General features: G+C 62.3%; 20 protein-coding genes. 4 read left to right on the top strand and 16 right to left on the bottom strand.

The window, feature by feature from the left end:
- Nucleotides 1-141: 141 nt before the first annotated feature.
- Nucleotides 142-1,629, top strand: a complete 1,488-nt coding sequence (locus ACLRGI_RS01590) for a helix-turn-helix domain-containing protein (RefSeq protein ID WP_419199976.1) — start codon at nt 142-144, stop codon at nt 1,627-1,629.
- Nucleotides 1,630-1,749: 120 nt separating this feature from the next.
- On the opposite strand, the gene ACLRGI_RS01585 is transcribed toward ACLRGI_RS01590, so the two are convergent.
- The gene (locus tag ACLRGI_RS01585; protein ID WP_419199975.1) at nt 1,750-2,364 is read right to left on the bottom strand and encodes a TetR/AcrR family transcriptional regulator; all 615 of its coding nucleotides are present in this window, start codon (nt 2,362-2,364) and stop codon (nt 1,750-1,752) included.
- A 302-nt stretch (nt 2,365-2,666) separates the two neighbouring features.
- On the opposite strand from ACLRGI_RS01585, the gene ACLRGI_RS01580 reads away from it, so the two are divergent.
- Nucleotides 2,667-3,599 (top strand): cytochrome b/b6 domain-containing protein, encoded by a 933-nt coding sequence (locus ACLRGI_RS01580; protein ID WP_419199974.1) that lies wholly within the window; start codon nt 2,667-2,669, stop codon nt 3,597-3,599.
- A 15-nt stretch (nt 3,600-3,614) separates the two neighbouring features.
- Here ACLRGI_RS01580 and ACLRGI_RS01575 read toward each other — a convergent pair whose 3' ends face one another.
- The 8 genes from ACLRGI_RS01575 to ACLRGI_RS01540 form a co-directional block, all read right to left on the bottom strand.
- Nucleotides 3,615-4,451: a hydroxymethylpyrimidine/phosphomethylpyrimidine kinase gene (locus tag ACLRGI_RS01575; protein ID WP_419199973.1), complete on the bottom strand. Its 837-nt coding sequence runs from the start codon at nt 4,449-4,451 to the stop codon at nt 3,615-3,617.
- A gap of 51 nt (nt 4,452-4,502) precedes the next feature.
- Nucleotides 4,503-5,495, bottom strand: a complete 993-nt coding sequence (locus ACLRGI_RS01570) for a TAXI family TRAP transporter solute-binding subunit (RefSeq protein WP_419199972.1) — start codon at nt 5,493-5,495, stop codon at nt 4,503-4,505.
- Nucleotides 5,488-6,897: a sensor histidine kinase gene (locus ACLRGI_RS01565; RefSeq protein WP_419199971.1), complete on the bottom strand. Its 1,410-nt coding sequence runs from the start codon at nt 6,895-6,897 to the stop codon at nt 5,488-5,490. Before ACLRGI_RS01565 ends, ACLRGI_RS01570 begins: the two co-directional genes overlap by 8 nt.
- Nucleotides 6,894-7,556 (bottom strand): response regulator transcription factor, encoded by a 663-nt coding sequence (locus ACLRGI_RS01560; protein ID WP_419199970.1) that lies wholly within the window; start codon nt 7,554-7,556, stop codon nt 6,894-6,896. The genes ACLRGI_RS01565 and ACLRGI_RS01560 overlap by 4 nt, the downstream gene beginning before the upstream one ends.
- Before the next feature lie 142 nt (nt 7,557-7,698).
- Nucleotides 7,699-9,096 carry an MFS transporter gene (locus ACLRGI_RS01555; RefSeq protein WP_419199969.1) on the bottom strand — a complete coding sequence of 466 codons (1,398 nt, stop codon included), beginning with the start codon at nt 9,094-9,096 and terminating at the stop codon, nt 7,699-7,701.
- Nucleotides 9,097-9,367: 271 nt separating this feature from the next.
- On the bottom strand, nt 9,368-9,811 hold the full coding sequence (locus tag ACLRGI_RS01550; RefSeq protein ID WP_419199968.1) for a hypothetical protein: 444 nt from the start codon (nt 9,809-9,811) through the stop codon (nt 9,368-9,370).
- Nucleotides 9,789-10,766 (bottom strand): TIGR01777 family oxidoreductase, encoded by a 978-nt coding sequence (locus ACLRGI_RS01545; RefSeq protein WP_419200190.1) that lies wholly within the window; start codon nt 10,764-10,766, stop codon nt 9,789-9,791. The genes ACLRGI_RS01550 and ACLRGI_RS01545 overlap by 23 nt, the downstream gene beginning before the upstream one ends.
- Nucleotides 10,763-11,425 carry a TetR/AcrR family transcriptional regulator gene (locus ACLRGI_RS01540; RefSeq protein ID WP_419199967.1) on the bottom strand — a complete coding sequence of 221 codons (663 nt, stop codon included), beginning with the start codon at nt 11,423-11,425 and terminating at the stop codon, nt 10,763-10,765. The genes ACLRGI_RS01545 and ACLRGI_RS01540 overlap by 4 nt, the downstream gene beginning before the upstream one ends.
- Nucleotides 11,426-11,727: 302 nt before the next feature.
- Between ACLRGI_RS01540 and ACLRGI_RS01535 the strand changes: the two genes are divergently transcribed.
- Nucleotides 11,728-12,438, top strand: a complete 711-nt coding sequence (locus ACLRGI_RS01535; RefSeq protein ID WP_419199966.1) for a queuosine precursor transporter — start codon at nt 11,728-11,730, stop codon at nt 12,436-12,438.
- A 35-nt stretch (nt 12,439-12,473) separates the two neighbouring features.
- Here ACLRGI_RS01535 and ACLRGI_RS01530 read toward each other — a convergent pair whose 3' ends face one another.
- The 6 genes from ACLRGI_RS01530 to ACLRGI_RS01505 form a co-directional block, all read right to left on the bottom strand.
- Nucleotides 12,474-13,403 carry a hypothetical protein gene (locus ACLRGI_RS01530; protein ID WP_419199965.1) on the bottom strand — a complete coding sequence of 310 codons (930 nt, stop codon included), beginning with the start codon at nt 13,401-13,403 and terminating at the stop codon, nt 12,474-12,476.
- Nucleotides 13,404-13,571: 168 nt separating this feature from the next.
- On the bottom strand, nt 13,572-14,903 hold the full coding sequence (gene tgt / locus ACLRGI_RS01525; protein WP_419199964.1) for a tRNA guanosine(34) transglycosylase Tgt: 1,332 nt from the start codon (nt 14,901-14,903) through the stop codon (nt 13,572-13,574).
- Nucleotides 14,904-14,950: 47 nt separating this feature from the next.
- Nucleotides 14,951-15,661, bottom strand: a complete 711-nt coding sequence (locus ACLRGI_RS01520; RefSeq protein WP_419199963.1) for an SRPBCC family protein — start codon at nt 15,659-15,661, stop codon at nt 14,951-14,953.
- A gap of 72 nt (nt 15,662-15,733) precedes the next feature.
- Entirely contained in the window at nt 15,734-16,747 is a 1,014-nt protein-coding gene (locus ACLRGI_RS01515) for a DUF6707 family protein (RefSeq protein ID WP_419199962.1), read from the bottom strand.
- A 73-nt stretch (nt 16,748-16,820) separates the two neighbouring features.
- Nucleotides 16,821-17,360: an NUDIX hydrolase family protein gene (locus ACLRGI_RS01510; RefSeq protein ID WP_419199961.1), complete on the bottom strand. Its 540-nt coding sequence runs from the start codon at nt 17,358-17,360 to the stop codon at nt 16,821-16,823.
- Between the two features lie 77 nt (nt 17,361-17,437).
- On the bottom strand, nt 17,438-18,151 hold the full coding sequence (locus ACLRGI_RS01505; RefSeq protein WP_419199960.1) for a hypothetical protein: 714 nt from the start codon (nt 18,149-18,151) through the stop codon (nt 17,438-17,440).
- 101 nt (nt 18,152-18,252) lie between these two features.
- Between ACLRGI_RS01505 and ACLRGI_RS01500 the strand changes: the two genes are divergently transcribed.
- Nucleotides 18,253-18,858: a YdeI/OmpD-associated family protein gene (locus tag ACLRGI_RS01500; RefSeq protein ID WP_419199959.1), complete on the top strand. Its 606-nt coding sequence runs from the start codon at nt 18,253-18,255 to the stop codon at nt 18,856-18,858.
- Here the strand turns inward: ACLRGI_RS01500 and ACLRGI_RS01495 are convergent.
- Complete coding sequence (locus ACLRGI_RS01495; protein ID WP_419199958.1) at nt 18,855-20,054, bottom strand: glycoside hydrolase family 76 protein; 1,200 nt, start codon at nt 20,052-20,054, stop codon at nt 18,855-18,857. The genes ACLRGI_RS01500 and ACLRGI_RS01495 overlap by 4 nt on opposite strands.
- Nucleotides 20,055-20,097: the final 43 nt, after the last annotated feature.

The following is a 20,097-nucleotide window of genomic DNA, read 5'->3' as shown; positions in this document are numbered from 1 at the left end:
CCTCCGCTGCGCCTTTGCTGCATCGGCCGGCTTGTCCGGGATCTGTATTTCTTTTCGTAAGACCTACTTTTCTGCACTTCCAAGCGGGTTACTAGGGGAAAACTATGGAAAGAAACGCAGTTCTTCGCGTATTCTCAAGAAATGTCTCCTGTGAGCTGGAATCGCGAAGTAGCATCGCCGTCGTTGTCCGCTGCGTCCGCTGAACTGGACGTCATCAGCCTTGGCCGCCGCGTGCGCCATCTGCGCAAGCAGGCCGGGCTGACCCTGGATGACTTGAGTGCCGCCGTCGGGACCGCGCCGAGCCAGCTGAGCCTCATTGAAAACGGCAAGCGCGAACCCAAATTGGGGCTGCTTCAGCAGCTTGCTGCTTCGCTCAACGTGACCATCGATCAGTTGCTCGGAGCGGAGCCGCCGAGCCGCAGGGCGGCACTGGAAATCGAGCTTGAACGGTACCAGCGCGGACCGCTGTACGAATCCCTCGACCTCCCCAAAATCCGCATCAGTTCGCGGCTTCCGCTCGATGTGCTGGAGTCGCAGGTGGGGCTGCTTCAGGAGCTCGAGCGCAAACTTAACGAGCAAGTCGCGACGCCGGAAGAAGCCCGCCGCGCGAACGGCGAGTTGCGTGCCATGATGCGTGAGCGCGGCAACTATTTCCCCGAGTACGAGGCGGAGGCGCAGAAGGTCCTCAAAGGGGTGGGCTACACCACCGGTCCGCTGAGCCAGCACGTGATTGCTGACATCGCCGAGAACCTCGGTTTCACCCTTCACCATGTGGGGGACCTACCCCATTCCACGCGTTCCGTGACCGACTTGAAGAACCGCAGAATTTATCTGACGCAGAACCAACGCCAGGATCACGATCCCCGCTCGGTCCTCCTGCAGGCGCTGGGCCACTACGTCCTGGGTCACGAAACACCGCGGAACTATGGGGATTTCCTGGCGCAGCGGGTGGCAACCAACTACTTCGCGGCAGCACTGCTGCTTCCGGAGCAGGCAACAGTGGAGTTCCTGCAAAAGGCCAAGGCCGCCAAGGAGATCGCAGTGGAGGACATCCGGGACGCCTTCGCGGTGTCCTACGAAACGGCGGCGCACCGCTTCACGAATCTGGCCACCAAGCACCTGGGCATCACCACGCACTTCCAGAAGACCCACCAGTCCGGCATCATCTACAAGGCCTACGAGAACGACGGCGTCGCCTTCCCGCAGGATCACACAGGGGCCATCGAAGGGCAGCCTTCGTGCAAAGCATGGACCTCGCGCGCGGTGTTCGATGTGCCGGACAAGTTCAGCGCCTACAGCCAATACACGGACACTCCCTCGGGCACGTACTGGTGCACGGCCCGCACGGAGCGCTCGGCGGCCGGTGAATTCTCGTTGAGTATAGGAGTGCCGTACCAGCACGTGAAATGGTTCCGCGGCAGGGAGACCACGGCCCGTGCAACGTCCAACTGCCCGGACCCGAACTGCTGCAAGCGGCCCCCGGAGTCATTGGCAAGCGAGTGGGCCGGCAACGCCTGGCCGTCGGCCCGAGCACATTCGCACCTGCTCGCCGCCATGCCTCCCGGAGCGTTCCCGGGCGTGGACGAGACCGAGGTGTACAGCTTCCTGGCGGCCCACTCCGAGCGCTGACGCTCGCTCACATCCCTCGGGCTTGAGCGGGACGCTCGCTCACATCCCTCGGGCTTGAGCCGGACGCTCGCTCACGTCCCTCGGGCTTGAGCCGAACGCCAGCCTGCTGTTGGAGTTGAGCTAGCGGACCAGGCGGCCCACCAGCACCGCGGCGGCTTCAACAACCTCGTCGGCTTCACGCTTCGATGCGCTCAGGGCCACTTCCTGTCCGGCCACGGTAATGATGTCCGTGATCACCGCAACCGTGAGCCTGCCAAGGGTGTCGTCGCTGGCGCCCAGGAGCACGGAGTTCTGCCGCACCCACTCACGGCCGCGTTCCCGCCTGAGTACCTCGAAGCCCGGGGGAGTGTCGCCCTCGATGAACACCCGCTCAAGGTCGCGGTGCTTCCATGTGTAATCGAAGTAGCTGCGGCTGCCCACATTGAACAGTGCAAGGGGTTCGTTCTCGCCGGCCTTGCGCGCCTTCGCCACGGAAGCGGCTACCAAGCGTTCGTGTTCGTTCTGGTAGTCGTCCCAGAGCGCGAGGAAGATCTCCGTCTTCCCGCCGAAGTGGTGGTAAAGGCTGCCCACGCTGGATTCTGCCCGCGCCACGATGTCCGAGATGCTCGCGTCAGTGAAGCCGTGCTCCACGAACACGCTGGCGGCTGCGTTCAGGAGATTGCGCTGTGTTGCCGCGGTGCGGGTCCACTGCCAGGAGCTGGCAGTGGTGGCTGCATCGGATGTTTTGCGAACCACGCCCTCGCTCCTATCGCAGGCAGAAGAAAGACCGGAGTGTCGACCGGCCATTTTTTGGAATCCTACCCTTGAAAGAATCCACATAGCCAGCAGGAAGCCTTGACTGGTCCTTGTGAAACGGGAAATAATTCTGGAAGTGTGTTCTAGAAATATGTATTGCGGCATGTATCCGAATGCTGCGATTTTTGACGTCGAACGCCCCGAAACCCGGGTGTCGTTTTCACCGTCGGGCTGCAACTGGTTGAATCGCTATATAGCGCCAACTGGTCGCAGCCAAACAAGCCAGAGAGGAACGCGGCCTGATGTCCGTTTCAAGCAAGTCGTCCGGGATCACGTCGAACAGATGGTTCAAACCCGTCGTCGTCACCGCAGGAGCTTTGGTGGTGGCACTGATCCTGGTGCTCGTTGCGCAGTGGCTCCGGACCCTTCAGCCCGTGCAGCAGTTCCTCACCGACTACCCGGGGCATTCGGCCATCCCTGAAGGCGCCCCTACAGGGTTCCCGGCCTGGCTGGGCTGGCAGCACTTCCTCAATATGTTCTTCCTGGTCCTGATCATCCGGTCGGGCTGGCAGGTGCGGACCACCACGCGTCCGGCCGCCAACTGGACCCGGAATAACAAGGGCTTCATCAAGACTAAAAACCCGCCGACCAAGATTAGCCTGGACCTCTGGTTCCACCTGACGTTGGATGCGCTCTGGGTCCTGAACGGCATCATCTTCATCGTGCTGCTTTTTGCTACCGGTCAATGGCTGAGGATCGTGCCCACCAGCTGGGATGTCTTCCCCAACGCTGTCTCTGCGGGCTTGCAGTACGCCTCGCTGAACTGGCCGGTCGAAAACGGCTGGAACAACTACAACAGCCTCCAGCTCCTGACGTACTTCATCACGGTCTTCATCGCTGCTCCGCTGGCCATCATCACCGGCTTGAGGATGTCCGGAGCGTGGCCCAAGAAGGCTGCGATCAACAAGTTCTACCCGATTGAACTGGCCCGTAAGATCCACTTCCCGGTGATGATCTACTTCGTGGCCTTCGTGATCGTCCACGTGACCCTGGTGCTGGCAACCGGTGCCCTGCGGAACCTCAACCACATGTACGCCGCCAACGACGACAACAACAGCTGGTGGGGTTTCGGGATCTTCGCAGCTTCCATCGTCTTCACGGCGGCCGCTTGGTTCCTGGCCCGGCCCCTGTTCCTGCGCCCGATCGCCTCGCTCATGGGCAAGGTCTCGCGCTAGGACTCTGGTTTCGGGCTAGGACAGAGCCCCGCCCTGCCATAGGGCGTCAAACGGAGCGCCCGACGACACGCGGTTCTTGATGCCGGCCGTCACGAACTCCTTCGCAGTACGGGCAGCTTCCAGCGGAGTGGCACCCTTGGCCAACTCGGCGGTAACGGCGGCAGCAAGCGAGCAGCCGGCACCGGACACAGCTACTTCGCCAACCTTCGGGGCGCGCAGGACTTCCAACGTTTCGCCGTCGTAATAGACGTCGACGGCGTCCGGACCTTCCAGCCGCACCCCGCCTTTAGCGAGGACTGCTGCGCCGCTGATCTCATGGATACGGATGGCTGCAGCCTTCAGGGATTCTCCGTCAGTAATGGTGACACCGGACAAGGACTCGGCTTCGAAGTGGTTCGGCGTGACGAAGGTAGCCAGTGGCAGGATCTGGGCCTTCAACGCCTGGTCGGTGTCCAAGGCGTGGCCCGGCTCCTGGCCTTTGCAGATGAGGACCGGGTCCAGTACCACATGCTTGAAGGAGCCGTCGGCCAGCGCCTTTTCAACTGTGCTGATGGTTGCCGGACTTCCGAGCATGCCGATCTTCACGGTATCCAACACGGAAGGTGCGCCGGAAGCGGCGCCGTATGCCGCCGTCGTGGCCTCCAATTGGTCCGCGATGACCTGCTGGTCCACCGGGACAAAACGGTGGTTCCAGTTGTCCTGCGGGTTGAAGGAAACGATGCACGTGAGGTTCGCGATGCCGAACACTCCGAGTTCCTGAAAGGTCTTGAGGTCGGCCTGCGCGCCGGCGCCGCCGGTCGCTTCAGAGCCGGCGATGGTCAGGGCAATGGCAGGGGCAGCGGCTGAAGTCATGTGTTCCATTTTGCCATTTGCCACTGCACACGCCGATTCCGGCTGTGGGCGCTATCCGTGCAGCGCCCTGTACGCAGCCTCCGCAGCCGGATGCAGGGGCACTCCCGCGGTGTTGATAAGTGTCTCAGGGCTGAGGAATTGGACGCCGGTGCTGGACTTTGGCACCAGATCCTGGGCTTGTTCCACCAGGAGTTCCACGGTCTGCCGAACAACATGATCGGCCAGGTCCCTGCGGCACAGGAGTAGGTTGGCCACGCCCACGGTCCACGCGGCAGATGCGTTCCCGTAGCTGTTCGCGGGAATGAGGACGCGGTCGTAGAAGAACCCTGACTGGGACCGCGTTGCTGGAATGAGCTCAGAATGATCCAGAAGCCGCACGCCAAGGTCCCGCGCCGCCGCTGCGATCGGCGCCGTTGGGACGCCGCCGGACTGAATCATCACGTCAATTGAACCGTCTCTCAGGGATGCGAGTGCCTGGTTCAAGCCGAGGTTGACCTTGTTTACAGCCTTGCCCGGCCCTGCCGTTTCGAGAGCGAGCCCCGCGGCAGCAATGATTCGCCCTGCCGTGAGAGTTGTTCCCGAGCCCACCTCGCCCACGCCCGCAGTCTTGCCGGCGAGGTCGGCGAAGGTCCGGATGCCGCTGTCTTCCCGCACGATGCAATGGACGTAGTTCTGGTACACCTTTCCCAGCGCCACCAACTGCCCGCCGTCTTGGCCTGTGGAGGTGGCTTGAGCGGGGGCTGCGGCCTGCGCGGCGGCGTCGGCCAGCGCGACGGCGAAGGTAGCCTCGCCGGACAAGACTCGTTGGATGTTCTCCAGGCTTCCTCCGGTGGTCAGGGCAATCGCCCTTTCAGCCACCCGCTCCCGCTGCAGCAAGTCTGCTAGAAGGGTGGCGAACTCCAGATAGAAGCCACCCGATTCGCCTCCGGCAACGGTGAGTTCAAGTGGCTGTTCCCGCGGTGTACAGGCCGTGGATCCGAGAAGGCCGAACACAACGGCTGCTCTGATGGCAGTTCGGCGGGTAACGGCGCTGAAGTCACGCATGGGCATCCTGCCGCACAAACTCCAGCCGCGCAGTCAGGCCGTGTGGCTCATGCGATTCCAGTACAAGCCGGGCGCCATTCGCCTCCGCCAGCCGTTCCACAATTGTCATACCCAGTCCGTTGCCAGGGACTTTGCTGTGCTGCGGCGCCCGCCAGAACCGGGTAGTGGAAGCGGCGAGCTGATCGGCGGCGAGGCCGGGACCGTCGTCGGAAACCTCGACGACGGTGCCTCCTCGTGTCTGCCGGGTCGCCACGGTGACACGTGCTCCAGGTGCGTATTTGATCGCATTGGCAAGGAGTTCACCCACCATGTGCGCGAGTTCATCGGGGTCGCACTCGATCTGGTTTTCGGGCGCTGGGCCCTCCAGCGTCAACTCCGATCCGACGAGGCGAGCGGCCGGCGTCGCCCTCTCCACTTCGCCCTGCAGGACCGGGAAGGGATCGATGACGGCCGAACGTTGATGTTCCGATTCCGGCTCCACGCGAGCAGAACCCTCAGAGGCGCGATGTTCGGCCGTTGCCAGCTTCAGCACGGCGTCGAGCATTCCTTCCACCCGCTCAAGTTCCGCCACGACGCTGGCTGCCGCTTCCTTTTCCGGCGCCGAACGCACGGCGAGCTGCAGCAGGTCGATCCGCAGCCGCAGCGCTCCAATAGGATTCCGGAGCTGATGTGACGTGTCGGCGATGAGCCGCCGCTGTGACTCCATGCTTTCGGAGACAGCATCGGCCATGGCAGTGAACGACCGACTCAACTCACGGAGCTCGGGCGGACCGGCGTCGGGAAGCTGGCTGGTTTTGCCCGTTGCCTCAAGCTCGTGGACTGCCTTGCTGAGCCGGTGGACCGGACGCAAAACCCAGGCCGTAATGCGCGACGCCGCTACGAGCAGCAATACGCCCAGCGTCACTGCTGCAAGCCCGACGACGAGCCACCGCTCCCGCAGCTTCTGCCGGGCTGCATCGAGGTTGACTTCAACAACCACTTCGCCGAGTACCTGGCTGGCTGTGCCGAACGGCCTGGAGATGAAGTCGTTGCCTGTCCCGAAAGCACGGATGGGGTTTAGGGTGGTGTCGCTGAGGTTGAGGCTCGCCCGGTTGAGTGCGTCCCTGACCTGTGGCTGGTCCTCGCTAAGTCTGCCGGAGCGCAGGGTCTTTTGTTGGAGCCGGATCAGGATTCCCTCACCATAAAGCTCGGAATAGCGGTCCATTTCACGCTGCAGCTGGGTTGTGTTGTTGTCTTCCGCAGCATCGCTGGCCAGCTGCGCGAAGCGGTTGAGCGCTGCGACGCGGTTGATTTGCAGTTCCTGGGTGACTTCCCGGCTGGCCGACGTCAGGATTACGCTGGAAACGGTCACCACAATAATCACCACCAACAGGCTCAGGATGCCGAGGACCCGGACTTTCACGGTTGCTCGACGCGGTAGCCGACACCACGGACGTTAATGATGAAGCCGGGAAGCTGCAGCTTGGACCTGAGCCCTGTGAGGTGCACATCCAAGGACCGGGAATGCGCCAGGAACGCGTCACCCCAGAGTGCGTCCAGGATCTGCTCCCTGGTCACCACCGAGCCTGCGTTCTTGACCAGCAGGCCGAGGAGGTCGAATTCGGTGGCGGTGAGGGCGAGCTCTTTGTTGTTGACTGATGCGACGCGGCGGTCGAGGTCAACTTCCAGTTCACCCAGGACGATCGTGTGCGGAGCTTCCTGGCCCGTGCGGTTGGTGCGCCTGGTGACTGCTTCGATTCTGGCGAGTAATTCCACGAGTTTCACCGGCTTGACCAGATAGTCATCGGCGCCGGATCTCAGGCCCAGCACCACGCTGCGTTCGTCGTTGCGTGCGGTGAGGATCAGGATGGGGATCTGCGTGACCTGACGGAGTTTCCGCAGTACGTCCAAGCCATCCAGGTCCGGCAGGCCGAGGTCCAAAAGGATCACTTCGTGCTGCCGGTGAGCCAGGAGTGCGTCCTCGCCGCGGGACACCCGGGTGTGCTTGTGGCCGGCGGAGGCCACGGCAGCGGTCAAGGCTGACGCCATGGCGTCGTCATCCTCAACGATGAGCACGTGCACTGTCTGGTTCCTTTGGGATCGGTGGGCTTGGTGGGCTGGTTCGCTGCGGGTGGTTCGCTACTAGAGCTTAACGTTGTGAGGCCCGCTCTGCGCCCTTCGGAGTATCCAAAGCGCGCAGAACGGGCCCAACAAGGCAGCCGGGTCAGGCGTTGACGCGGTCCTTCGTGCCGTCGTCGTCCTTCACAGTGCCCTTGGCCGCGAAGGCGTTGCCCTGCTCCGCGTCCAAGTGCGTGGGCTTCTTGTTCTTCAGCGCGAAGATGTACACCAGCAGAGAGATGAAGATTGCAGCCGTGACGTACGTGAAGAACATGTCCACCTGGCCTGACTTCTGCAGGGCCGCACCAATCAGCGGAACCGTGCCGCCGAACAGCGAGTTGGCGATTGCGTAACCGAGCCCCACGCCGAGCGCACGGATCGACGCCGGGAACAGTTCAGCTTTCACCAACGCGTTGATGGACGTGTAGCCACCCACCATCAGCAGACCGCCGAACATCAGCAGGAACGCCACGAACGGATCCTTGGTCCCAGCCAGCGTGGAGAGCAGCGGCCACGTGAACAGCACGCCTGTCACACCGAACCAGAGCAGCAGCGGCTTCCGGCCGATCTTGTCAGAAAGCATGCCATACACGGGCTGCAGCAGCATGAAGATGAACAACGCCCAGAAATTGATGACAGAGGTATCGGTCTTGGCGATCCCGGAAGTATCGTTCATGAACTTCAGGATGAAGTTGGTGTACGTGTAGAACGCCACGGTGCCACCAAGAGTGATGCCGATACAGATGAGCAGCGGCTTCCAGTGCTTGGTGAACAACAGCTTCATGGTGCCCGGCTGTGCCTCGCCCTCAACCTTGACGTGTGCAGCGCGGAGCTGATCCGCGGAAAGGGTTTCTTCCATGGAGCGGCGAAGCCAGAGAACAACCAACGCAGCGGCACCGCCCAAGGCGAACGGAATCCGCCAGCCCCACGCTGTCAGATCTTCCTTGCTCATGGTGTTCTGCAGGATCACCAGGACCAGGAGCGCCAGCATCTGCCCGCCAATCAGCGTGACGTACTGGAAGCTGGAAAAGAAGCCACGACGCTTGGCCGTTGCGGCCTCGGACATGTACGTGGCGCTGGTTCCATATTCGCCGCCCACCGAGAAGCCTTGGACCATGCGGATAAACACCAGCAAAATCAGCGCCCACAGGCCAATAACGTCCTGTGTCGGCAGAATGGCGATGGCGAAGGAACCGGCAGACATCATGGTCACGCTCAGTGTCAGCGCAGCTTTGCGGCCCTTGCGGTCCGCGTACCGGCCGAAGAACCAGCTGCCGATAGGACGCATAAGGAACGACGTCGAGAAGACCGCCATCGCTTCAAGGCCGGCCTGGAGGTCGTCAGAGGAATTGAAGAAGTGCGACTGGAAATACGCCGCGAAAACGGTATAAACGTAGAGGTCGAACCACTCCACGAGGTTGCCCGCGGAGCCCTTAAGGATGTTGCTCACGGCCTTGCGGGTCTGGGCGGCTTCGCTCAGCGGCACAGCTTGTTGGGTGCTCATCAATGAACCTTCCTGGACGGCAGCGTTTTGCGGCGGCCGTGTCTTGCATGAGTTCGTTCTGTCCATGAAGCGGGTGCTCATGGCGTCCTTGCGCATGGCTCTTCGTCGACTAAGAAAGGTCCTCCAAGGTGAAGAGGACATGTTCCAAACTATGGGTGATGCACGGCACAGCCCTAGCCGGCCGGGCACTTCCTAACACTTCCTTAGGTTTTGGCCCACGCTCGCTCAGGTCCCTCGGGCTTGGGGCTGACGCTCTCTCACGTCCCTCGGGCTAGGGAGCATCGTTGATGCGCACGAGCTTCCACGCGGCGAGGCGGCCAATACCCGCGGCCAGGGCAATTGACGACGAGAAGAGTAGGGGACCCGCCCCTGAAAGTCCGCCAAATGGCACACACATGAGCAAGCCCCCGGCGAAAAATGCGGCTACGTGAGCCCACTGATTCCGAACACGGCGCAGTGCCAAACCGAGAAGCGACCCCACCGCCGCGCCGATTATCCAAACCGGGAGCAGGCTATAACCGAAGAAAATGATGGCCCAACCCGGTGCTTGGATTCCCCAGAAGACGCAGAATGTCAGGTGCGCTACGGCGATTCCCATAGGCAGCCCCTTGCCGCCGAGCACTACCCGATCCTTGCACCCGTAGCGCCATTCGGCAGACGTGTGTGGACCTGCAAGCCCGTACTCGTCCTCGTCAGTCCATGGTTCCTGACTCATGACTACCTCCGGGGGATGTGCGAGAGGGATCGGCTGAAGGGGTGATTATGTGCGAGAGGGATGGACCCCTGGCAAGCTCATTGAGAGCGCCGACCAGGGTTGGGTGCTCAAACGCGAACCCCGCGTCGAGCAGTTTCCGAGGCTCAACCCATCTACTCTTCAGCACCAGCTCCGTTTGTGTCCGGATCAGGATGGCTCCGGCTTCGAGCAGCCAAGCTGGCGTCGGGATGCCGAACGGAACACCCAGGCTTTGCCGAACCAAGGACATCAGCTCGCGGTTGTCCACGGGGTAAGGCGTCGCCGCGTTCACCGGACCCGCCAGCTCAGTATGCTCGTGCACGAACAGCACGGTACGAAACAGATCTTCCACATGAATCCAGCTGAACTTCTGCGTGCCAGGTCCCATGTGCCCGCCCAAACCGAGCCGGGCGAGGTTCCGGAGAGGGCTCATGACGCCACCGGAACCGAGCGCGATCGCAATGCGAAGCGGCACTTTCCGTGTGTCCGGAACAGCAGCCGCCGCCAACTCGTCCTCCCAAGCGCGGGCCACATCCACAGAGAAACCACTGCCCAATTCACCGGACGATTCAGACTGCGGAAGGTCTTCAGCATGCCGGTATATGGTGCCGGTGCTGGAAATAATCCACGTCCGGGGAGGTTCGTTGCACGCGGCAACCGCACGGCCCAAGGTCCGCGTCGTCAACACTCGGGAATCCATGATCTCGCGACGGTGCCGCTCGTTGTAACGGCAATTCACTGATCGTCCGGCGAGGTTCACCAACAGTTCCGCGCCGTCAAGCGCCTTGGTGATGGCGCCGTCGTCGTTCCATTGAGCGTCGGCGGAGGCGTCCCGCCCAACCGTCCTGACCTGCCAGCCCTCAGCAACAAACCGCTGCCGGAAGTAGCTGCCAATGAACCCGGACGCACCAGCAATAACCACAGCCCGCGGCATCAGGAATCTTCCTTGACGCTGCGGACGAGTCCCAGAACGTCATCGAAAACCTTGCTAACTCCGGGAATTTTCGCGAGTGACAATCCTCGGGCCACCAGCGGGGCGGCGCCGTCGATCAGTTTCCTCGTGCGTCGTTGGCCCTCGGATTGGTCGTAAACCCAGAACAGCGCGACGCCCATGTACGCCAGCCACAGCAGTTCGGGCAGATCCCCGCGCAGCTTTTTCGCGACGGCGGGGGAGGAACCTTCGACGGCGGAACGGAAGATCGCGAGCGAAGCCTCCCGGGCGGCGGTGGACGCCTCGCCGAACGGGTTGACGGGCGACGACGGCCGGATCGCCGTCGCGATGAAGTCGGAACCGAACCGATGGTAGGGCGCCATGACGTCCACTCCGGTGTGCAGAACTGCTTTCAAGCGCCCAGCGAGATCCTGGACGCCTTCAAGTGCTTTGGCCGCGACCACGGCGTGCTCATCCTGGACTTGGATGTATAGCTCCTGGACAAGCTCGTCCTTGGAAGCGAAGTAGTAGTAGGCGTTGCCCACGGAGACTCCTGCTTCTTGGGCGATGGCGCGCATGGTGGTCTTCTCAAAGCCGATCTCGCGGAACATTTTCAGTGCCACATCTGCAACCAGTTGGCGGGTCTGCTCACTCTTTGCTGCCATCTATTTATCCTTGGGCTGATTTTTGAACGTGTTCAAGAATGAGTATGCCACGGTTTCCGAACGTGTTCAAAAGAATTGGGTCCGGGGGAGCGTTCGGTTCAAGCACGTGGATGTGAGAGAAGGCTGCCTGGAAGGGGGTGGGATGTGAGAGAGCGTTGGCAAGAAAGGCGAGGGATGTGAGAGGGCGTTGGTGAGTGGGAGAATGGAAGCGGTGCCGGGCCGACTGCCCCACCAACCACAGTGCTAATACAGCCGGGTCCTGACATCAGGGCCTGCGCGAACCACTAAGAAATGGATGACCCATGCCCTCGCCCTCTGGCTCAAGTACTTTGAGCAAGCCCGCGCCACGTTTCGCTTCGATCGGCTCCCCATATTTCGGCATCATGTTGGCCATCATGGCCGTGGTGCTGATCCTGTCCAACATTGGCGCTTCCAAAGGCGTGGTGCTCGGGCCGATCATCACTGACGGCGGGTTCTTCCTCTTTCCCATCGCCTACATCCTGGGCGACGTGATGAGCGAGGTCTACGGTTTCAAGGTGGCACGCAAGGCGATCATCACCTCGTTTGCACTCTCCGTGTTCGCTTCCCTCTGTTACTGGATCATCATCGTGCTTCCCGGTTTCAACGACGAGTACGGCACGGCCAAACAGGCAGCCATCGAAGGCGCATTGGGACCGGTCCCGCTGATCGTCCTGGGTTCGCTGATCGCGTTCCTAGCCGGGCAGACCATCAATTCCTGGATCCTGGTGAGGATGAAAGCCCGCACTGGCGAGAAGTCCCTCTGGGCGCGCTTGATGGGCTCGTCCGTGGTGGGCGAATTCGTGGACACCCTGATCTTCTGCAGCATCGCCGCGTCGGTTATCGGCATCACGGACTTCGGCTCGTTCCTGAACTACGTCCTGGTTGGCTTCGTCTACAAGACCGCCGTGGAGTTCCTGTTTGTCCCCGTCACCGTGCTGGTTGTTGGATGGATCAAGAAGCGCGAGCCGAGCTACGGGGTTGCGGCAGTCTAGGAGTCGGGACTCCCCGAGGGCGCCCGGCCACCCCATCATCTCCTGAGCGCTTTCAGAACGCGAACCTTGAACTCCTGCTCTTGAAACAGATCCCGCCACTCCACGCGGATGAAGAACCAGCCGTCCTCTGTGAGTGCTTTCTCCCGGCGTCGTTCCTCGAAGATCACCCGGTCTGTGCGGGCGTACTTGAAGTACTTGACCTCTCCGTCGAACTCGAGAGCCACCTTCTCCTTCTTCCACGCGAAGTCCATTCGGTACCGGCCAATACGGCTTTGCACTTCCACCTGTGCCGTGGGCATGGGCAGTTTGAGGCGCGCGAGCAGTTCACGGCACAGTGTTTCGCCAGGGGATTCCGAGCGGGGATCAGCATTGGCCAAGCATCTCTGCAGGGTCCGAAATCCTCGTCGTCCGGATAGCGTACTTGCGTGGGCTTGCATGAGGGGTTTGTCTGCTCCGAGCCGCAGCGCATGGTCCATGATGATCAAGGCCTGCCTGTAATTCAGTGTCCTGGCACAGTCCACAACAGTTCGCTCAAGATCGGTGACCTGAAGGAATTCCGCCGTGGTGATCTGGGAGGAGGGCAATCGCAGCTTGTGTCCGCGAACATCCTTGCCCAGACGCTCGCTGGATGGGTTGGTGGGAAGGGTGACGTGGATGAGTTGATCCACGTTCCACAGAAAGAGCCCGTGCAGCCTCGCCGCCGACGTGTGGCTGTAGACGTAGCCGTCAGTGGACGTCGTTAGCGTTCCGTGTGCATGTGCGTGGATCAGTTGCTTGCCCCGGACATCGTCAGGCTGCTTGTCCCATGCCGCCCGACGTATATAGCAGCCCTGCCGCACGCGGATCAGGTCACCTTGGCGGACCAGTACCCCGATTGCACGTGAACCGAGCCCCAGTTCATTGAGTTGTCGGGTGCGCCAAAGCGTTCCGAGTTGGGGGAGGGCCGTCGCTTGTTTCTGACTCATCAACCCAGCCTCAGGCAGGCTCGACGCCGAAAGTAGCCCCCGCCGTCGTTATGTGGATAACGCCCGAAATCGCCGGACAAGGGCCGAGGACGCGGGAGCTGTGCGAGTTAGCCGGGTATGCCCGGCGATCACGCACGGCTCCGGCGATCTCGGCGCGAGAACGAAGCGCTACGAGTAGTACCGGCCCAGTGTCTCCGCCTTGAACTCGAAGAAATCCCCGGATTCGATGGCCACGCGGGCATCGTCGACCATCTTCACCACGAAGCGTTCATTGTGGATGGAGATCAGGGTTGCCGAGAGCATTTCCTTGGCCTTGAACAGGTGGTGGATGTAGGCCCGTGAGTAGTTCACGCACGTGTAGCAGTCGCAGCCATCCTGCAGCGGCCCGAAGTCGGTCTTGTACTTGGCCCCGGACAGGTTGAACCGGCCGAATGGCGTGTAGAACGCGGAGTTCCGGGCCACGCGGGTGGGAGAGACGCAATCGAAGGTGTCGGCGCCATTCTCGATTGCCGTGAAGATGTCGTCCGGTTCTGAGATGCCCAGAAGGTGCCGCGGTTTGTTCTCGGGAAGTTCCTCGTTGCACCAGCGGACAATCGTGCCCAGGTTTTCCTTCTCCAGCGCACCGCCGATCCCGTACCCGTCGAAGGGCATGGCGCCCAGGTCCTGGCAGGCCTTGCGGCGCAGGTCCTCGTACTGGGCTCCCTGGATCACGCCAAACAACGCCTGGTATGGCTTTCCCGCACGGGAAGACGTCAAGGAAGCGTGCTCCTCCAAACACCGCAGCGCCCAAAGCCGGGTGCGCTCCAGAGACTCCTCCTGGTAAGCCCGCGAGTTCTGCAAGGTGGTGAGCTCATCGAAGGCAAACATGATGTCGGCGCCGATTTGATGCTGAACCTGCATGGAAATTTCGGGGGAGAAGCGGTGCCGGTCCCCGTTGAGGTGCGACTTGAACCAGACGCCGTCGTCATCAATGTGGGCCAGTCGTTCCTTGCCGGGCGCTACGGCGTCATCGGGCCCGGACGAATCCACGTTCTTCATGTCGATCACTTTTTTGAACCCCGAGCCAAGGCTCATCACCTGGAATCCGCCGGAGTCAGAGAAGGTGGGCCCGGACCAGTTCATGAACGCACCCAGCCCGCCCGCGGCGTCGAGGATCTCAGGGCCTGGCTGCAGGTACAGGTGGTAGGCGTTGGCCAAGACGGCCTGCGCGCCGAGCTGCGCGATGGACTCGGGCAGCACTGCTTTCACGGTGGCTTTGGTTCCGACGGCGATGAACGCGGGCGTCCGGACGGTCCCGTGCGGCGTGGTGATGGTTCCGGTCCGGCCCAGGAAAGTGCCGCCGTTGGCATCTACTTGAGCGTTCGACGGCGAGCACGTTTCAGTCAGGCGCTTGCCCACCGAGAAGGAGAACTCGGATTGCCGGGCAGCCAGGCCGGGCAAGTCAGGCAGGACGGAAGCAGGGGAAGGAACAGACGCAGAAGCAGGAAGGGAAGCTGGCACGCTACCTAGTGTGCCAGCTTTACCGCGGGTAACCCGCCGAAAAACCCCTAAGACCCGTAGTTCTCAGCCTTCCAGTTGTCCCACGATGACCGGATGTCCGCCAGAGTGTGGGCCCCCAGATCGTAAGTGGAGGCAATCACCATGGACCCGCCGTCGGGCCTTTTCTCCGGAATCGGCAGCTGCTCCGCGACGATCAGCAGTCCGTCCCCGTGTTCGGCGTAGCTGTGGACAGTGAGCCCGACTTGGTGCCGGCTCTTGAACCAAACCTTGCCGGAGATCTTCTCGCCGGTGGCAAGCGTAAGCGAGTATTCCTCCCCAACGGGCGGCAGATCCCCGAGCCCCAGCTTCTCTATCGCCGGCCCGCCCTTGCCTGGCAGTGAGATGAAGTGCGTTCGTCGGTGCCCGTGCGGATGCCGTTCCAACGCGAAACGCAGCTGGTGCAGGAATGTGAGCCAGCCTTGGGTGATGTCCTCGTCCCACTCGGCCCACTCCGAATTGTGGTCGAGGGCGGCCCTGGTGACCCGCACTTCGGTACCACCGGAGACGGGGTGCAGCTCAAAGACGTCGCCGCCATTGACGGTCAGGCTCGTGTGATCGGGCCCCTCCACCACATCGGTGTTGAAGTAGATCTGTTTGATTTCGTCGGTGAGGTCCTCGGCCTCCCAGCCGTGCCACTGGGCTACCAACGACGGTTCACGCAGCATTGTCCAAACCTGCTGCGCGTCGGCATTAATCACAACGCTCAGATTGTTCGTCATGGCCCCGAATCTACCGCCGTTGGCGCCCACAAAACAGGCCTTGATATTCCCGAAAAAGCCGTACAGGGAAACTTAGGCGCGGACCGACTCGAGTTCGTTGCCAATCCGCCGGGCCAATTCATCCTCGTCGATGGTTTTCGATCCACCGTGGGCGCGCAGGAACATCAGCGCTTCGAGCCGGAGGAACCGCCATTCGCGCTCGGCTTCGTGGTTACCGTTGTCGATCGCGCGGAAGATTTCCTTGTCATACAGATTTGGTTCGTTTAGCGAGCGCTGCCGTACGCGGGCATTGATCCGGGCCTTGAAGGGGTCTTCTTCCTGGGATTCGGGCGCACGCAGCAGTTTCTCGTAGACGGCGGCGCGTTCAGTTTGCCCGGCTTCGCGGCAGATGAAACTGGAAAGGGCAAGTGCTCGCTCGATCGAGGCCCAACGGTCCAGGTTGCCGTCAAAGGGCAGCACATTCAGCAGGTCAGCCACTGCCAAAGCATGATCCGGATCGCGCAGGACGATGCACAGATCGAAGGCAAGATCGCTGAGGTCCCGCAGGCAGCTTCCCGACTTCGTGTTGATGCCCTTCGCCAGCCGATCCGCCAGCACCTGCACGCCGTTTTTGCCCTTGTGGTTGGCGGCAGCCGCGCGGACCACGGCTTCGGGGGTGCCGTCGGGCTCAGGAATGAGGGCCAATTCTTCAGCGGTGGGGCCGTTATACGCCGGGGGTGTTTCCGGTCGCGGAGGAACCACGACGGCGGGTCCCGTCTGCGCTTCGGCGCCGCCTTCTGTGGGGGTGCTTTCGTCTGCAGCGCTGGAGTCGGCAGCGTTGGGCTCGGCCGCGTTGGGGCCAGGAGTGCTCGAGCCGGCCGGAACTCCATCACCCACAGGGACACTGGACCCGGCAGCGATCCGTACCTTGCCGCCGTCGGCCGTGGTCACCAAGAGCAGCGCGGCCACGCCGTAATCATCGTTTTCCACCTCAATGGCGGCGATTTCCTCGGCCGGCCCGTCACCGGGCGGGAACACAAAGTCCCCCGGCCGCAGGTCCCCAGCCTGCTTTTCCTTGTATTGCTGTGTGGCTGGGCTGTGAGTCATCGGGAGTCCTTTGGTTCTCGTGGGGTCCGCCGTCCAGTCTACAAAGACCGGCTGCTGCAGGGGCCGGGACCCGCTAGAGAACGATGCCCGAGAAAGCCAGTGCCTGCCGGACAAGGTTGCCGCGGCCGCCGTCGAATTCCTGCTGGACGCTCTCGCTCAACACTTCCTGGGGTGTCATCCAGGTGAGTTCCAAGGCGTCCTGGCGCGGTTCGCACTCGCCGGTCACGGGGATGATGTAGGCCAGCGAAACGGCGTGCTGGCGGTCATCCGTGAAGCCTGTCTGCGACGGAGCCGGGAAGTACTCGGCCACCGTGAACGGAACAGGGCTGATGGGCAACTGCGGGAAAGCCAAGGGGCCGAGATCCTTCTCCATGTGGCGGAGAAGGGCAGCGCGGATGGTCTCGCGGTAGAGGACGCGGCCGGAAACGAGGTAGCGGACCATGTTGCCGTCGGCGTCTCCTTGCAGGAGCGTGCCAACCTCGTTCACGTACCCGAGCGGATCCAGCCTGACCGGAACGGCCTCCACATAGACCATGGGGAGGCGGCCGCGGGCTTCGAAGAGGTCTTCATCTGAAAGCCAGCCTGGATACGGGTCGGGTGTACGTACGCTCATGGTTAAGTTCTACCGCATCCCCAGCCGAACTTCCTTGGAGGCATCGCCGTGGCTGCGGGGTTACGCTCTCGGCTGTATTACGGGCGGGAGTCCGTTGCTTTCCTTACGGCAATCGACGCCGGCGCCGCGCCGCCTACAGCGTCCGGGTTGGCGACGTACAGGACTTCTTCGCTGATCCTCGCCTCTACATCCACAGCTTTCAGGCGTTCCGGCAGTAATTCGAGATCGCCGTCGTACTCAAACGCGAGGTCTCCGTTGGTAGCGTCCGCGCCATGGGTGACCTGAAGGATTCCGCCGTTTTTGGTGGTGAACGTGGCTGCTTCGTCGTGCTCGGTGCGCGGCCGGGCGCCAATATTGCGGAGGACATTGGCCGCCAAGCCCACATAGGGGCTGACCCACGTCGCTACCACCGTGAGCGCTGCGTCGGCCTCGCTTGAGGTTGCCCAGCTGCCATCCGTTGCCCGCCGCGCGGGGAAAGCGAAGAACTCGAAACCGTCGTCGGTGGGGAGGCGCACTGTGGGCCCGTAGGAGGCTTCATGGAGCTCTGCCTGGGTGCCTGCTTCCTCGGTGCGGCGTGCGAACTCCTCCAGGTTACCTACCTCCACACTGAAAATTGTGTAGCCATCCAGGGGGTGGCCGTGCTCCAACCGGCCCACCGCGACGCGACCCGAGCCGGCGTCGAACTCCTGCCAGTCGCCATCGTCCATCGTCCTCACCAAACCCAGCGCCTGCAGTAGCGTTGCCCACTGCTCAACGCGCGATGTGTAGTGGATGGGGCGGGCTCGCAACATTGGTCCTCCTGGGTTGTGTCCTCCGGTAAAGGGGCTGTCCGTTCCCAGACTATGCCGCGTGGCCTTGTCAGGGACCGTGCTTTACACCGCAGAATGAACCCATGCCCATTGAACTTGAGGAACTTCTTGCCGCCGACGGCACCGCGTGGCGCGCTTGGCTTTCGGAGCATGCCGCAGAGAGCCCCGGGGTGTGGCTGATCCTGCACAAGAAGGGTGGCAGCATCACGGAACTTGACTACGACGCAGCCCTGGATGAAGCCCTGTGCTTTGGCTGGATCGATGGTCAGGCGAGGAGCCGTGACGCCGAAAGCTACTTCCAGCGGATGACTCCCCGTGGCCGCAAGAGCATCTGGTCAGCGCGGAATGTGGGGCACATTGCGCGGCTGGAATCCGAGGGCAGGATGACCGATGCCGGACGTGCCGCCGTCGAGGCCGCGAAAGCTGACGGGCGCTGGGAAGCCGCCTACGCCGGGCCAGCGGATTCCGTGGTTCCGGACGACCTCGCTGCCGCCATCGCGGCAGTACCGGAAGCCCAGGCTATGTTCGACGTCCTGACCTCCCAAAACCGCTTCGCCCTCATTCACCGCACCAACGGGGTCAAGCGGGCAGAGACCCGGGCACGCAAAATCGCCGGTTTCGTGGAGATGCTGGCCCGCCATGAGGCCCCGTATCCGCAAAGGAAGCGCCCCTCTTCCAGCGGGAGCTAGAGAGTGGCTGCAGCTTCGAGCGCCATCCAGGCTTGGAGCTGCGTGGAAAGTTCGACGGCGGTCCCCGCCGGATATGTTTCGCTCGCCGGTCGCTGGGGGTCGAAAGAGAAGACGATGGCCGGAGCGCCCTTGGCTTGGTTGGGATTTTCCCTGCGCCCTGCCCAGAGCGCTTCGGCCGTGCTGTAAACCAAGGACTTGGCTGTTTCCCGCGTTGCTGCCGGAAGTCTGGCGTCCAGGGCTGCGAGTGCCAGATAGCGGAGCAGGATGCCGGTGAAAAGTCCGCCGTCTCCCGTGCCATCGCCCCGGATGACCCCGGTGCCGGAAATCGTCAGTTCGCGCTTCACAGCGTCCACTAACTGCGCTGCCCTCCGCAGGTTGTCATCACCGCCAAGTTCCAGCAATGCCCCCAGGACCGGGCCCTGGTTGTAGGTGTAAATGGCCTGATCCACCACCAGCTGCCCTTGGCTCATCCGAACCCCGTCCTGATACACCCCGCGCTCAGGGTGGAGGAGTTTGCTGTTGAGCCAGTCCACCAACTGCTGTGCACGGCCTGTATGCCCTGTCCGTGCGTAGTAGAGTGCCGCCGGGGCGGTGGCAGGCGTGTTTTTGAAGTCCCGTGTGGTGCTCCAGAAGGTGCCGCCGCCGAAGTCGTCCGTAGAGGCCGAATCGAACTGCAGAGTCAGGTGCTTGCGGATGTATGCATTGCGCCGGCGACCTCGTTTTTGGCTCGCCTCGGCCAAGTTCTCCAAGCGCAGTGTGGCCAGGGCAAGCCAAGCCATGTCGTCGTAGTAGTCGTTGACGAATCGGAACAAGTTGCGTAACCGGATAGTGGTGACCAGCCGCGAACCGAGCCGGCCAGCGCTCGGGCGGGAGTCGCCGTCGAACCTTGTCTTGCCCGCGAGTTCACGGCGCCCGGCATCCACAAGACAGTCGACGTAGTGCGCCTGCCACCAGTAGTGCCAAGGGCCGGAGAGGCTCTTGACAGTGTTGCCGGGCAGGCTCACCGCGCCGATGTGCGTACCTGGCAGGAAGAGCAGCCGCCTGCCGAAGCTTCTGGTCACTGATCGGGCCGCTTGATTGGCGCGCATTGCCCATTCAGTGGCTTGTGCGGTTTCTGTATTTTCCGGGGTGTCCGGGGTGCCCGGGGTTTCCGGGGAAGAGGCAGGCTTCCTGGTTGGCTCGATCTGGCTGGACATGTAGTTAGCCTATCCGGGCGGGCAGTGTGCGCTTGTCCACAAT

Origin of the sequence: Paenarthrobacter sp. PPS72 (assembly GCF_048537125.1) — a bacterium.
Classification (GTDB): domain Bacteria; phylum Actinomycetota; class Actinomycetes; order Actinomycetales; family Micrococcaceae; genus Arthrobacter; species Arthrobacter nitroguajacolicus_E.
The sequence above is the reverse complement of the archived record's forward strand: the minus strand, read 5'-3'. Positions and strand labels throughout refer to the sequence as shown.